This window comes from Sphingobium sp. SCG-1, assembly GCF_002953135.1.
Classification (GTDB): Bacteria; Pseudomonadota; Alphaproteobacteria; order Sphingomonadales; family Sphingomonadaceae; genus Sphingobium.
This window is the reverse complement of record NZ_CP026372.1, coordinates 552,112-565,816: the sequence shown is the minus strand read 5'-3', so window position 1 is coordinate 565,816 and position 13,705 is coordinate 552,112. Positions and strand designations below refer to the sequence as shown.

The 13,705-nt window shown below is 58.7% G+C and carries 10 protein-coding genes; 4 read left to right on the top strand and 6 right to left on the bottom strand.

Annotated features, from left to right (window positions below):
• The first annotated feature begins 8 nt into the window (after positions 1-8).
• Together C1T17_RS02515 and C1T17_RS02510 are read left to right on the top strand one after the other, a co-directional pair.
• The gene (locus C1T17_RS02515) at positions 9-1,475 is read left to right on the top strand and encodes an MFS transporter (RefSeq protein WP_104952065.1); all 1,467 of its coding nucleotides are present in this window, start codon (positions 9-11) and stop codon (positions 1,473-1,475) included.
• Positions 1,476-1,599: 124 nt separating this feature from the next.
• Positions 1,600-2,982 carry an amidohydrolase family protein gene (locus tag C1T17_RS02510; RefSeq protein WP_104952064.1) on the top strand — a complete coding sequence of 461 codons (1,383 nt, stop codon included), beginning with the start codon at positions 1,600-1,602 and terminating at the stop codon, positions 2,980-2,982.
• Here C1T17_RS02510 and C1T17_RS02505 read toward each other — a convergent pair.
• Entirely contained in the window at positions 2,939-3,988 is a 1,050-nt protein-coding gene (locus C1T17_RS02505) for an enoyl-CoA hydratase/isomerase family protein (RefSeq protein WP_189338467.1), read from the bottom strand. The two genes, C1T17_RS02510 and C1T17_RS02505, sit on opposite strands and share 44 nt — an antisense overlap.
• Before the next feature lie 589 nt (positions 3,989-4,577).
• On the opposite strand from C1T17_RS02505, the gene C1T17_RS02500 reads away from it, so the two are divergent.
• Positions 4,578-5,747 (top strand): acyl-CoA dehydrogenase family protein, encoded by a 1,170-nt coding sequence (locus C1T17_RS02500; RefSeq protein WP_104952062.1) that lies wholly within the window; start codon positions 4,578-4,580, stop codon positions 5,745-5,747.
• A gap of 1 nt (position 5,748) precedes the next feature.
• The gene (locus C1T17_RS02495) at positions 5,749-6,726 is read left to right on the top strand and encodes an acyl-CoA dehydrogenase (RefSeq protein WP_104952061.1); all 978 of its coding nucleotides are present in this window, start codon (positions 5,749-5,751) and stop codon (positions 6,724-6,726) included.
• Between the two features lie 753 nt (positions 6,727-7,479).
• On the opposite strand, the gene C1T17_RS02490 is transcribed toward C1T17_RS02495, so the two are convergent.
• From C1T17_RS02490 to C1T17_RS02470, 5 genes are all read right to left on the bottom strand, one after another.
• Entirely contained in the window at positions 7,480-8,658 is a 1,179-nt protein-coding gene (locus C1T17_RS02490; RefSeq protein WP_223262757.1) for a thiolase family protein, read from the bottom strand.
• Positions 8,655-9,080, bottom strand: a complete 426-nt coding sequence (locus tag C1T17_RS02485) for a Zn-ribbon domain-containing OB-fold protein (RefSeq protein WP_223262756.1) — start codon at positions 9,078-9,080, stop codon at positions 8,655-8,657. The genes C1T17_RS02490 and C1T17_RS02485 overlap by 4 nt, the downstream gene beginning before the upstream one ends.
• Before the next feature lie 30 nt (positions 9,081-9,110).
• Complete coding sequence (locus tag C1T17_RS02480; RefSeq protein ID WP_104952060.1) at positions 9,111-10,274, bottom strand: acyl-CoA dehydrogenase family protein; 1,164 nt, start codon at positions 10,272-10,274, stop codon at positions 9,111-9,113.
• Positions 10,275-10,297: 23 nt separating this feature from the next.
• Positions 10,298-11,317, bottom strand: a complete 1,020-nt coding sequence (locus C1T17_RS02475; protein WP_104952059.1) for an acyl-CoA dehydrogenase — start codon at positions 11,315-11,317, stop codon at positions 10,298-10,300.
• Between the two features lie 177 nt (positions 11,318-11,494).
• Complete coding sequence (locus tag C1T17_RS02470; protein ID WP_145958938.1) at positions 11,495-13,621, bottom strand: PQQ-dependent dehydrogenase, methanol/ethanol family; 2,127 nt, start codon at positions 13,619-13,621, stop codon at positions 11,495-11,497.
• Positions 13,622-13,705: the final 84 nt, after the last annotated feature.

Sequence of the window (13,705 nt, the reverse complement as noted above, 5' to 3'; positions counted from 1 at the left end):
CCTCGGCAATGGCAAGGACGAGCGAGGCTGTGCAGGCACTAGAGAATAGCGGGTCCGACAACCCGAAAATGCTGCGCGGTAAAGCTGCGCTGATGATGCTGGCAACGCTTGTCATAGCCGAGCTGGCCGCCACCTTCGAAACATCGATGATCATCGCGGGGATGAAGCAGCTGCTAGTCCAGTTCGAAAGGCCGGTCGCCATCGGCTGGCTGCTCACCAGCTATCTCCTTGTCGCCTCCGGTTCAGCTGCGCTCGGCGGCCGTATGGGCGATCTTTTCGGGCGTCGCACCGTTCTCATGATCTCACTCGGTTTCGCTATCACGGGATCGCTGATCAGCGCCGTCTCGCATAGTCTAGAGGGCATCATCGCCGGTCGTGCCATTCAGGGGTTGTCGGGCGGCATTCTGCCCCTTTGCGTGGGCCTTTTGCGGGAAAACCTTTCCATGCGCCGGGTGCCATTGGGCGTAGGGATAATTTCCTCTACCGCCGCAGCAGGCGCGGGCGGCGGCTTGGTCTTGGGCGGACTGCTGGTGGATTATGGACACTGGTCGCTTATCTTCTACTGCAGCGCATTGACCGCTGCGATCGCAATGGTCTTGATGCCTTTTACAGTCCCGAAATCGAAGCCACAGATTAGCTTTACCCGAAATGCCGATTTGATAGCAGGCGCGCTGTTCATGCCGCCAATTGCAATCATCCTGCTCGCGCTCAGCAATATCAGCAATCTGGGGTGGCTGGATGGGCGCATCTGGACGGGCATTGCCGTAGCGGCGGCTGCATTGGTTTTGTGGGCGCGCCATGAGCTGAGCCATCCCAACCCCCTGATCGATGTTCGACTGCTTGCCTACCGGCCGATTCTAAGCGCAAACATATGCATGATCTTCTTAGCCATGAGCGGCATGGCATTCGCCCAGTTCCTTATCCTAATGGTCCAGCAACCGGTTGCGTCAGGCGTGGGGCTGGGCGTCACTGCCACTGTGGCGGGACTGATTAAACTACCGGGCAATATCGTTTCCACGATTACCGCCCCGGTCGATGGACAACTGGTCGCTCATTTCGGAGGACGTGCCATAATCGTTGCAGGGGGTTTGATCGCAGGGTTGGGGCTTTTGGGGTTCATTTTTTTCAGTCAGCATATAGTCGCCGTCATCTGCCTATCGGTCCTCGTGACCGGCGGGTCCACGATGATGCTGGTAGCGGCGCCAAACATCATCATCCAGCATGCACCCGAACACCGCACCAGCGAAGCTATCGGCGTTATGACCGTGCTGCGTTCGGTATTCATGGCGATCGGCGTCCAGATGACAATGGTCCCGCTGGCGTTCCACACCCGACCCGGTTCGCCTTACCCTGCCCATCAGGGTTTCATAATCTCCCTAACTCTACTGGCGTTGATGAGCGCGATGGCGGCGGTGACCGCACTGATTTTCTTAAGGCCGAAAGGTATGAAACCGGCTCCACCCATCACGGCGTGACAAGACCTGTGACATGAGACCAGTCCATGCAGAAATGCCGCAAGCGTAAAAGGTGACCATATGTGATGTTTCAGGAATGCACCATTAGCGCCAAGCAACTGGATCGGGAGGCTGAGAAAAAGCGATGGTCCTGATCCGTTCCGCAGAATTAGATGGCCAATATGTCGATCTCTTGCTCGCAGAAGGGCGGATCATGGCCATTGGCGATGCGCTTCCGGCTAAGCCTGGAGAGGTCGTAGTAAATGCGGCCGGTGGCGCGTTGCTACCGGGGCTCCACGATCACCATATTCACCTGCGTGCAAGCGCCGCGGCGCTTAACTCGGTTCAATGCGGACCTCCGGTAGTAAGCAGCGCGGAAGATTTGGCGCGGGTCCTGAATGAGCAAAGGGGCAAGGGCTGGCTCCGCGGGTTCAACTATCAGGAAAGCGGCGATCTGCGCATCGACCGGGCTTGGCTGGACCGGCACGGCCCGCCCCGGCCTGTCCGCATTCAGCACCGCAGCGGACGAATGTGGATCATGAACAGCGCGGCAATCGAACAAATTGCCATGGTGGTGCCCAGTGACGGGAGGCTTCTGGACAGCGACGAAGAGTTGCGCACGGCCCTGCCCCCAACTTCCATCGATCTGCGTCCACTATCGCTGTTGCTGTTACGGCAAGGCGTGACAGGAATGACCGATGCGACTGCCCGCAACGCGGTCCAGGATATGCGGGAATTCGCCGCATTTAACCTGCCCCAGCGCATCATCCTGATGGGCAGGCTCTTGCCCGACTGCCCGATAGAGCTGCTGCCGATGGTGGGCGCCGTAAAATTCCATTATCATGACCATGATCTGCCCGCGCTTGACGCTTTTGCCGCGGAGATCGGCGACGCGCATCGCGAGGGACGCGGCGCGGCGATCCACTGCGTCACGCAAGCCGAGCTTTTCCTCGCGCTTGCCGCTCTGGAACAGGCTGGTCCGATCGCGTCCGACCGTATCGAGCATGCATCGGTAGCCAGCGACGAGGCGATCGCCGTGATTGCGAAGCTGGGAATAACGGTGGTATCTCAGCCGCATTTTCTTGCGGAGAAGGGCGAAACCTATCTCCGGGATGTGCCAAAGGACGAATTAGGGCTTCTCTATCGGCTGGCGAGCTTTCGCCGGGCTGGAGTTCCGCTCGCGGCCGGCAGCGACTCCCCTTTCGGAGGGCTTGCGCCCTGGCTGTCGATGCATGCTGCGGTTAATCGTGCGGGCGGTTTCGGCGAAGACGAGGCCTTGTCACCCGAAGAAGCACTTGCGCTTTATACCGGACGTGCCGATGCTCCCGCTACTCCTCGCAAGATCGTAACGGGCGAAGCTGCGGATCTGTGCATTCTCGATTGCCCCTGGCAGCAGGCACGAGCAGCATTGTCGAAAGTCAAAGTAACAGCGACGATAATAGCCGGCGAACCGGTTTTCATCGCCGATCAAGAAAGCTCAATATCTATACCAGCTCCTGCACAAGCCCCCAATCGAGTCCGGCTTTAGCTGAAATTCGGCGGCCGCTGAGCATCATATAGCATGCGCGCTGCCTGCCTATGGCTCTTGTAATGCTCACCGTCCCACCAGCGCCGGGGATCAAACCCATTTTAACTTCAGGTAATTGGAACCAGGCATCCGATGTCGCGCGCCGGATCGCCGCCGCGACGGGCACTTCAAGCCCCGACCCTATGCAAGCGCCGTTCAGCACCACGTCGGCGCGGTCGCCAAGTTCATGCAGCAATAGCGCGCATGACCTTGTCGTGCGGATGATATGCGCCTGTGCCAGATCGCGCGCCGTGCCAAATTCGCCCAACACGCCGCCGGTGGAGAAACATCGTCCCTTCCCCAGCAGGCTCACCCTAGGACAGGTCGGATCCTCCAATGCCCCCACCAGCGCATTGAAAAGGGCGTCTCGCATAATGGCGCTCATGCCGTTGCCGCTGGCGCGGTCGGCCAGCGTTATCGTGAGATGGTCCGCCTCGCGTTCCACTTCCACCGGGAACGGGTTCGTCTGTAGACTGCCCTCGGGGCCGCGCATGCAGTTCCAATGTCCGAACTCGCTGCCGCCGAGCAACGCTGAATAGGCAAACGACTCCAAGGCGACTGCATCCCGAAACGGCATGTTGCCATTCATCCGCAATATGCGGCAAAGTGATGTCGCCGTCACGGGTGTGCGGTAAACCGCCTGAAGGATGCTTTCCGCCTCACTTTCAATCCGATCAGCCCTAAGGCTCACCCAAGGCGCGGGCGCACCGGGACGGATGGTCAGCATCATGTCAAAATGGTCCGGATCGACCGGCGGCAAATCGCCCGCGAGATCGATCCCTAATAGCCCCGTCATGCCGACATGCGAGAGAGCATGCGCGGCTTCTTCCGCGCGCGGCAGTGCCAAATCGATGATCTGAGCCGGCCAACTTCCCAAAGGAGAATGATCTTCTGCTTCGATCCGGTCGATCTGAGTCAGACGAGCTAGCGCCTGCTCGTCTGGCCGGACCCGGAGCTCCCTCGCCAATCTATCGGCCATCATCGGCCGGGCTGACTCGCGCGCCGGGCAAGTCCAGCCACATTCTCTTACACCAATGAGTATTCCAGCCGCCGCCTTTCGAACCGGCGAAGGGACCCGAGCAGAACCCGCCGACGTAATCTGTCAAGGAATGAGCTGATTCTCTCCTCTCAGTGGGATTAGAAGTGTAACCTCTCTCCAGTTCTGCAGAGGTGCAGATCAACATCACTCGCAATAAGTACCGGCCGTCGGGACTGACTGATGCTGCTATTCTGTTCCAGAATTTCTCGCCCATGAACACCAATTCTCGCTAGCGATCTTCTAGCCGAGCCGCGGCCGTAGCGCATGTACGGATGCGGCAATGAGCCTCGTCTAGGCCCTGCAATTTCGCATCCGGGAAAATATCATGAGCCTTTTTAACTGAGTTGTCCAGCGATATACCCCTTGATAGCGACGATCCCGACGGCCATTTGCTGGCGAATTTCAGTCCTGCGGCGAGTGGCCATTGGAAGTGAAACGGCCTTGCCATACATCTAAATGTTTTTTATTAGGTATAGGTTTTCGGAAGCTAGTCTAAGAGCTTCAGGGAGGAAATATCTTGAAAATAGAGTTTTCCGCAGAGGAACGCCTGTTCCGGGAACGCGTGCGCGATTGGTTGGTAGATCACAAGCCGAAAGCGCCCCGGCCGCCGCGAGGCAGGGCAATCCGCGATTTCGATCTGGCATGGCAGAAGGCTAAATATGAGGGGGGGTTCGGCGCGGTCACCTGGCCGAAGGATTATGGCGGTGCCGGCCTTAGTGCGGTCGAGCAGCTCATATATTTTGAGGAATTGGCTAAGGCTGGCGCCCCTGGCGTCAACAGCCTCAGCCCGGCCCTCAACCATGCCGCGCCGACGATCATCGCCGCCGGCTCCGACGAGCAAAAATCCTTCCATCTACCTCAAATACTGAAGGGCGATGTGCTTTGGTGCCAAGGCTTCTCCGAACCCGGAGCCGGCTCGGATCTGGGCGGCATACGCATGCGCGCAGAAATTGACGGCGATCACCTCGTCCTCAATGGCCAGAAAATCTGGACAAGCTTCGGTCAGTTCGCTGACTGGCAGGAAACGCTGGTTCGTACCGAATCCGGGATCGGCAAGCATAAGGGAATTAGTTGGCTGATCGTTGACATGAAAACTCCGGGAATCGACGTCCGCCCCCTCGATACCATCGCGAATGACCAGCATTTCTGCGGGGTATTTTATGACAATGTGCGGGTTCCGCTCACCAATGTGGTCGGGGGCCTTGGCAATGGCTGGCAAATGGGAATGGTGACGCTCAATAACGAACGCATCGCCGCAGCTGCAAGCCACAGTGCCGATCTTGTCAACACGGTCGAAAATCTGATCGAGCTTGCCCGCACGCGGACCGGGCCAGACGGCCGGCCGATGATCGCCGACGAAGAACTGGCGGCCAGGCTTGCACGTCATCGCGCCGAGGCATCTGCCCTTTGCGCGATGACCTACGCCACCATATCGAAACAAAATCGAGGCAATCAGCCCGGCCCCGAAGGCGCCTTACCCTATCTATATTTCGGCGAGCTGCTTCAGCGCGTCCGGCTGACTGGTCTTGACGTGCTGGGCGGCGACATTCTCGCGCTGGACTCGCTGCTCGAAAAATGGACGCGCGGCTTTCTGACTGATCGTATGTACGTCATCGCGGGCGGTTCGGCCGAAGTACGCCGTAACATCATTGCCAAGACGATGCTGGGTCTCCCAAGGAGCTATTGACGTGAGCAGCATCGACATACTTCCCTCAGATGATCAGCTCGAGATCGTCGAGGGCATAGCGCGCGCGCTGGCAAGTCAGGGCTTGGGAAAAACGGACATATCCACAATTGCCGAACTCGGCTATCTGGGTGCAGGCCTGTCGGAAGCGGATGGCGGCTTCGGGCTCAGCGTCGCTGACGAGGCTCTGATCCATATTAAGCTGGGCCGTCACGTTGCCGACATCCGTATTCTCGCCACAATGCTCGCAGCGCGGCTGGCTGCGGCTAATGGAGAGACAGCTTTGTGCAAGGCCCTGATCATCGGCAGGGAAAAAATAGGCTTTGCCGTGCCTGTTCAAGGCTGGCCGCGGAGTAGCACTGGCCCCTCTGGCGACGCCTATTTTGTTGGCGATGGCGATCTATACCTTGCGCTCTCACCCCATGGCGGCTGCCTTGTTCCAGCGAGCGACGTTGCGACGCATGAACAAGTCGAGAGCATGGACGCGTCAGCTTCGGCGAGCAGAGCGACGATCACCGCTGTAAAGCCATGGTCCGTTGGCGGGAAAGAGGGGATCTGGCAAGTCGCGATGCTGTTCGCGGCGGCGCAACTGACCGGCACAGGTCAAGCAGCTCTTCACATGGGCGCAGAATATGCCAAGACACGCGAACAGTTCGACAAACCTATTGGCACCTTTCAAGGAATTGCCCATCCCTTGGCCGATTGCGCGCTGCGTAGCGAAGCGGCGACAAATCAGGTTTATTACGCCGCGATCGCCTTGCGAGACGGTTTCCCCGACGCGACGCAGCAAGTTACCGCGGCGTTGCTCGTTGGCATCGATGCGGGCCTCCGCAACGCGACAACTAATATCCAGACGCATGGAGCGATGGGTTATTCCGCCGAAACCGGCGCACATCTGTACTTAAAGCGGGCCGTCGTGTTGCGTCAGATCGTGGGCGGCATCCGCATGCATGAGAGGGCGATGCTTGCCGACACGGGCTAATCGCCTACAGTTTTGTTACTACGAGAAGAGCTACCATGGCAGGCCTTGGGGGCCATCTGCGGCTTTGACCGGGTCGAACTGGCAGTGCCTGCCCGCTTACCTGGAAATGTCCGTCATGCTTGTGCATGACGGGTAATAGGCCATTTCGGGATCGCCGCATGGTACTACTGGCAGCCAACGGTGCGTTTTGCAGGACATAGTATCAATCTTGGGAGGTGAATCCCGAGCATGTCGTCATGCCATTAGTGGATGTATGCGAGCTTCATCGTCTCACTTCCATGGCGCCGAATAAGCAGGCTTTGATAACGTAATCGACTTGCCCTCAGATTTTAGTGCAGAGAGCGTCCGCGGGTCCGATCGTTGGCTGGACGCGACCCGCCATATGCTGGTCAGCAAGTGCGAGCAGTGATACAGTCGGTGACGGACGAGCAGTCGCAGGCCGTGCCCAGCACGGTGTCGTGATGATCATGAGTGTCACAGGAAGAGAGTGGCCCTGTCACAACAAGCGGATGCCGCGGTTGGACCGGAACAGTTGCACGACCTGATTGCGCAGACCTTGGCCAACAGTCCTCGGCTTATTCATCCTATGATATCACCCGTGACAGCAATATCGCCTGTAGCCGAACGATCAGAGCCCGACCGGCCGGATTCGAAGCATCTTCACCTGTCGGTCCCGGTTCTTCGTCTCCAAGACAACGGTAGTTGCTTTTGATAACTGAACCATCCGTCGAGCACCCATTTGCTGAGCTTATCTCAAGCGCAGGTCAGCAGGAAACTCGCACCGTAAACACCCCCGCCCGCGCCGCAGACCGACACCTCCGCGTCCTTCACCTGACGCGGACCCGCCGTGCCACGCAACTGCCGCACCGCTTCGATCAAGTGGCTAAAAGCGTGCAGCCGCCCTTCCGACAATTGGCCGCCATTCGTGTTAAGTGGCAGGTCGCCCTCCAGCCCGATCCTCTGCCCACCTTCGATGAAAGCGCCAGTCTCGCCGGGCTTTGTGAGGCCAAGTGCCTCCATCCACGCCACCACCATCCAGCTAAAGCCGTCATAAAGATGCGCGGTATCGATGTCGGACGGTTTAAGATCGGTGCGCTGCCACATCATCTTTGCAGCGTCGTGCATGGCCATGTTGGGGAAATCCGACCGACCGAACCAGCTGTCATGATCGTATATCGCCGTACCTACCGCCTCGAACCGCACTGGCTTTTGGGGAAGCTCACGCGCGGCGTCGAGCCGCGAGATAACGACCGCGGCAGCGCCGTCTATAGGGACATCACAATCATAAATGCACAAGGGCGTCGAGATCATGCGGGCGGACATGTAGTCGTCATGCGTCATCGGCTCACGATAGACCGCCGCCTCGTTCATTGCTGCAAAGCGACGCTGAGTGACGGGGATCCAGCCCAGCTGTTCGCGCGTCAGCCCGGTTCGACGCATGTGGAGATCGGCATGAAGCGCCGTCCAATTGCCTGCAGAAGGCGACCAATAAGGGAGCATCCATTCGAAATAGCCAGAAGCGACGGGCAGCTCGCCGGACGCGAATGCCCTGCCATAAGTAGGTACCCAGCGCTCGCCCTCGGCCCGGAAACACAGAACATGGTTGCAAAGTCCTGCGGCAATTGCGCCAATGGCATTGGCAATAGCGCCGAACTGCGACGGACCGCGCCCCGAGCTATACCAGTTCAGCTTGAGGCCAAGACTGTTCTTGACGTCAACGACGGACGCCGCAGTACTGCCATGGCCAACGCCCGGTTCTCCGCCCGGCCAGGTCGCAATACCATCGACGTCCGCCGCAGTCAGCCCGGCATCCTGGATTGCCGCGATGCACGCATCAACAGCAAGCTCGAACGGGTAAACCGTGGGCTTGCGAAAGATTCTCGATTGACCGATGCCAGAAATGGCGACCAGCCTTTCATTAACGATGGTCATTGCGCCGGGCCTCCGGCTTTGCGGAACTGCGGAACGTAGATCTCGCCATGCTGCTCGAAGCAGACTTCCACCTGCATGCCGGGCTTCGCCTCCTCCACCGAAACACCGGGAAGATTGGTCATCAGCCTTATGCTCGCCTGTTCCTCGAGCTCGACAAGCGCCAGGACGTAGGGAACGGGAACGCCGGGAAACCACGGCTGGTGATTGATGGTTACCGCCACGACAGTTCCCCGTCCGGACACCTCCCGCGGGCCGACATTGCGCGAACCGCATATATGGCAGGCTCCCTGATAAGGGTGATGATATGTGCCACACTCGCCGCAACGGCGTATCTGCAGCTTGCCGACCCTGCCCGACGTCCAGAAATAATTGTTCATTTCGGACAGCTCAGGCAAGGGGCGAGGCAGTATCCGTGTGGTCATCATGTCTTTCCTGTCGCAGGTGCCAGCCATTCAGCGCGGCAAACCCAGAACGCGCTGACTGATGATGTTGCGGCGAATCTCCGCGGTACCCCCGCCAATGGTGCGGGCAAAATGCTTGAGATAATCGTCGCTCCAGTCGGCCCATTGGCCTTCCCTAAACAAGGTGCGCGTACCCAGCAGTTCCATGGCGGTACGCAGCACTTTCTGGATCAACTCGGCATAATATAGCGCGAGCATCGTACCCTCGGGTCCGGGCATGACCTCGCGCCGGCCGCGGGACACGGCCATCAGCGTCATCGCTCGCATTGCATTCACCTCGCCGCGCAACGCGGCGAGTTCATTCGCTACCGCACTATCCTTGATCAGCGGCCGTCCCAGAACATCGCGTTCGCAGCCAGCCAGGTCGATCAGGCGTTCGACCCGCTGGGACAGTTCCAGCTGCGCCTGCATGAACGCGCTGCCCCGTTCAAACGACAGAGTCGACATTGCGACTCTCCAACCGTCGCCCATGTCGCCCACTACATTGCTGAGCGGTATGCGCACATTGTCGTAGAAGACTTCGCAATTATGATATTGCCCGTCCAGCGATTCGATGGGGCGGACGGTGATGCCTGGAGTCTTCATGTCGCAAATGAGCCAGGTCAGCCCCCTGTGTCGTTCTGACCCCGGCTCGGTCCTGACGACCAGTTCCTGATAATCTGCGATCTGAGCGAAGCTGGTCCAGATCTTTTGACCATTGACTACCAGATAATCGCCTTCGATCTCACCGCGCGTCTTGATGTTGGCGAGGTCGGAACCGGCGCCTGGTTCGGAAAAGCCCTGGCACCAGATTACCTCGCCCCTCAGTATCTTGGGCAAGTGAAAGGCCTTCTGCTCCTCATTGCCCTTCGTGATCAGTGTCGGTCCACCATGATTCAGCCCAACAAAAAGACACGCCGCCTCCGGGGCGTCGGCTCGGGCGCATTCCTCATACCAGATAGCCTGCTCGATGGGAGGCAGTCCGCGGCCGCCATATTCCACAGGCCAGGAAATCCCCGCCCAACCGGCCTCATACTGCTTGCGCTGCCAGGCGAGCAGATATTCGCGCTGTTCCGGCCCGATCGGAGGCAGTGGGCCATTAGGCACATTGGCTTCCAGCCAGATCCTGGCTTCCTGCCGAAACGCAACCTCTTCCAAGGAATATGTCAATTCCATACGTATATATTATCCTCAGGCGCTTACGATACGAAGGGCAGGTCAAGAAGGCGAGTGCGTACTTGGCGCGCACTGCCGCCGATTTCGCTCAGCACATGGCCGCGCTTCATGAAGTGATGGGCCGGGACCTCGGTGGTGTATCCCATGCCGCCATGTATCTGAATATTCTCCTTTGCCGCCGCCAGCAAAGCTTTGGCCGCCAAGATCTTAGCGTTCAGAACATGGAATGGGGCCCCTGCTCCACCCTCCTGCATATCGAGCGCCGCATATATCGTTTCGCACCAGGCAGCTTCCAGATGCAACGCCATATCGGCGCATTTGTGAGCCACTGCCTGAAAATGGCCTATCGGCTTTCCATATTGCTCCCGCGTCTTCGCATATTCGACGGCCATGTCGCGCGCCGCTTCGCCCATACCGACCATCAGGGAGGCAGAAAACAGGCTGGCGAACAGCGGCAAAGGTTCGCTGGATGCATCAACCCATAGCAGCGGATCAAGTTTAGAATTGGCCGCCACTTCCATGGTCAATGTTTCGTCGAGTCCCTTTACCACCCTGCAAGCGAGGGCATCTATATTATATAGGCCAGCGCCGGCTTCGTTCCACAATACGAAAAGGCGTTCGGGACCGAGCTCGAACAGTTGCACGTCACCATCCAAGCGGCCGCCCTCGCCTATAGCCGCAATGCCGACGCCCACGCGCGTGCGACCGGAAACGAGGTCGCCGGCTCGCGTCTCGTCACCAGCAGCAGCGGCAATCCGCGCGGCCATGATCGTGCCCAAAATGGCTGGCGAAACGAGGAATCGGCCATATTCGCGAAAGGCCAACGCCTCGATCGCACATCCCAGGCCCAACCCTCCGGCCGTCTCCGGCACGCCCAGACCAAGCGTTCCCATCTCTGCCAAGGTGGAGAGAACGGTGTCATCTGCAGTCGGACGATCATGGGCAGGAACCCGGAACCGACTGACCGGATAGGTCTCCGCCAGCTTCCGTGCGATCGTGTCCGCAATTTCCTGCTCATCCGCAATGGTCAGAAGATCAATCATGCACCCCTCGCAATCGTCAACGCGCCTGTCTGAACACTCCCAACAAGTTGGAGGCTAAAGGCGCTTTTAGATTCTTCTGCCGCTGAACAGTTTAGCGGCCATACCCTCTGACACTAAATATCTATATGATATAAAGCAATAGCTGGGACTGAATTAGCGTTTGCCGCCGTATAGCATTCAACGGGGTGCTGCCGCCGCTCTGGCATTGGCGCGACTTTCCGCTGCGCGTGTCCGAATATAATGGCCGATGTCATTCAACGTAATATTGTCCAAGCCATCGATACGCGGCATGCCTGACGAACTGAGCACCCCGTCAACGACCACCGTCCTGAATGCCTCGGAGGACTGAGGCACCGAAGAGGCTCGCAGGTCCGGCGCCTGCCCTCCCGCAACCCCATCCAAGCCATGGCAGCTCATGCAGTTGAACGTGTAGAGAAGCTGGCCACGCTTCGCCTTGATTGAGTCCGGCTTGAACGTCGGATCGTCAGGGAAGACGAGCGGAGTGGGCGGAGTGGGCTTCGGCAGCCTCGCCTTGCCGCCTAGCCTAAAGGTAAGCACACGGCGCGGCTGATCGTAGCGAACGCCAAACTGGCTGAGTTGCGGGCCCAGAACGGCGGGTGATGCGCCTATGCCCGTCAACACCGTGACATATTGCTTGCCGCCCGCCAAAAAAGTAATCGGCGCCCCGATGATCGCGGTCTGGCCAAGGAACGACCATAGGGCTTTACCTGATTTGCTATCATGCGCAACGAACCGGCCATCGACCTGCCCCTGAAAAATAAGTCCAGATGCAGTGGCCATCAACCCGCCGTTGAACGGCCCCGGCGTTGGAAGCCGCCAGACAGCTTTTTGCGTGACCGGATCCCAGGCCGTGAGCTCTGAGCGCTGCTGGGTCGGCATCGTGAACGCGGAAGGAAGGTCCAGACCGTTGCCCTCCATTCCTGGCTTGCCCTCCCTTTTGCCTGGACGGGCTCCCCGCTCGTACGCCGAGGGCTGGTTATACAAGGTGGGAATATAGAGCAGACCCGATGTGGGGCTATAGGCGGATGGCTGCCAATTATGCGCGCCCATCGAGCCGGGCTGCATGATGAAGCTTTTGTCGCCAAGATCCCGCGCGGCCGGATTTTCCAGCGGCCGCCCGGTTTTCATGTCGATCCCGCTGGCCCAGGTCGCCGGCACCCAGTTGCTTGCCGACAGCAGCTTTCCGGATTTCCGGTCGATTACATATACAAAGCCGTTCTTCGGCGCGTGGATGGCCACTTTCCGCATGGTGCCTCCAATCGGAAGATCGGCCAGCTGGATGTCCATCGCGTTGTTATAGTCCCAGGTTTCACCAGGATTTACTTGATAATGCCATTTATAAGCACCGGTTCCGGCGTCGATTGCGACGATCGAAGCGAGGAAGAGATTGTCGCCTTTGCCTTGGCTACGCTCCCGATGAAGGTGCGGTGCACCATTGCCGGTTCCTATCAGCATTTGATTGAAGTCCCTGTCATAGGTTATCGCATTCCAGACAGTTCCTCCGCCGCCCTTCTTCCACCACTCGCCCGCCCAACTTTTTGCCGCCATATGCGTGGTTTCGTCGTTATCGACGGCCGGGTTGCCTGGAACAGTATAAAAGCGCCAGAGCATCTTTCCGCTCTTTGCATCATAGGCAGCGACATAGCCGCGAACGACCGGACAATCGGGCGGCGTACAGCCATCGGCGAAATCAGCGCCCGCATTGCCGATTATGATCTTACCGTCGAAGGCACGCGGTGCGCCGGTTATGTAGTAGCCCGCGCTGTAATCGGCGGCCTGGGCCGACCATGAAGGCTTGCCGGACTTAGCATCCAGCGCAATCAGCCGTCCATCTACCGTAGCGGTATATATATTGCCGTTCCACCAGGCGATGCCACGTACGCCCCAGGCTTTACGGTACCGCCCTTCTGTCGCGCCCGCGGTGTCGGGGTCATACTTCCACAACAACTTTCCAGTTTCCGCTTCCACCGCATGCACGATGCTGTAGCCGACGCCAAAATAGAGTATTCCGTCAATAGCCAGTGGTTGAACGGCGGACAAACCAGGAGGCAAGTCCATTGACCATGCAAGCCCCAGCTCGGTGACGTTACTCCGGTTAATCTGTTGCAAAGGGCTAAAGTGCTGTTCGCCGTAGGTCGCGCCGTAGGCCGCCCAATCACGGCCGTCCCCGCCATCGCGCAACCGCGCCTCCGGTGTTACCGCAACATCCGCCAGGGCAATTGAGCAAGCCAGAAGCAAGGCAAGAGCGGTTCCACCAATCGCGATTCGTCCCAAGTTGGTCATTTCATCCTCGATGTTTTGAAGGACCGACGTGCCCACAAAATTTCTCGACGGCCCCCTTCAAATTATATATATCATTATAATGAT

Bases quoted from the DNA above. Each gene is read 5' to 3' on its own strand.
- C1T17_RS02515 (WP_104952065.1), top strand. From the start codon at position 9: ATGGCAAGGACGAGCGAGGCTGTGCAGGCACTAGAGAATAGCGGGTCC.
- C1T17_RS02490 (WP_223262757.1), bottom strand. From the start codon at position 8,658: ATGACCATCGTTAATGAAAGGCTGGTCGCCATTTCTGGCATCGGTCAA.
- C1T17_RS02485 (WP_223262756.1), bottom strand. From the start codon at position 9,080: ATGACCACACGGATACTGCCTCGCCCCTTGCCTGAGCTGTCCGAAATG.
- C1T17_RS02480 (WP_104952060.1), bottom strand. From the start codon at position 10,274: ATGGAATTGACATATTCCTTGGAAGAGGTTGCGTTTCGGCAGGAAGCC.
- C1T17_RS02470 (WP_145958938.1), bottom strand. From the start codon at position 13,621: ATGACCAACTTGGGACGAATCGCGATTGGTGGAACCGCTCTTGCCTTG.
- C1T17_RS02475 (WP_104952059.1), bottom strand. From the start codon at position 11,317: ATGATTGATCTTCTGACCATTGCGGATGAGCAGGAAATTGCGGACACG.
- C1T17_RS02510 (WP_104952064.1), top strand. From the start codon at position 1,600: ATGGTCCTGATCCGTTCCGCAGAATTAGATGGCCAATATGTCGATCTC.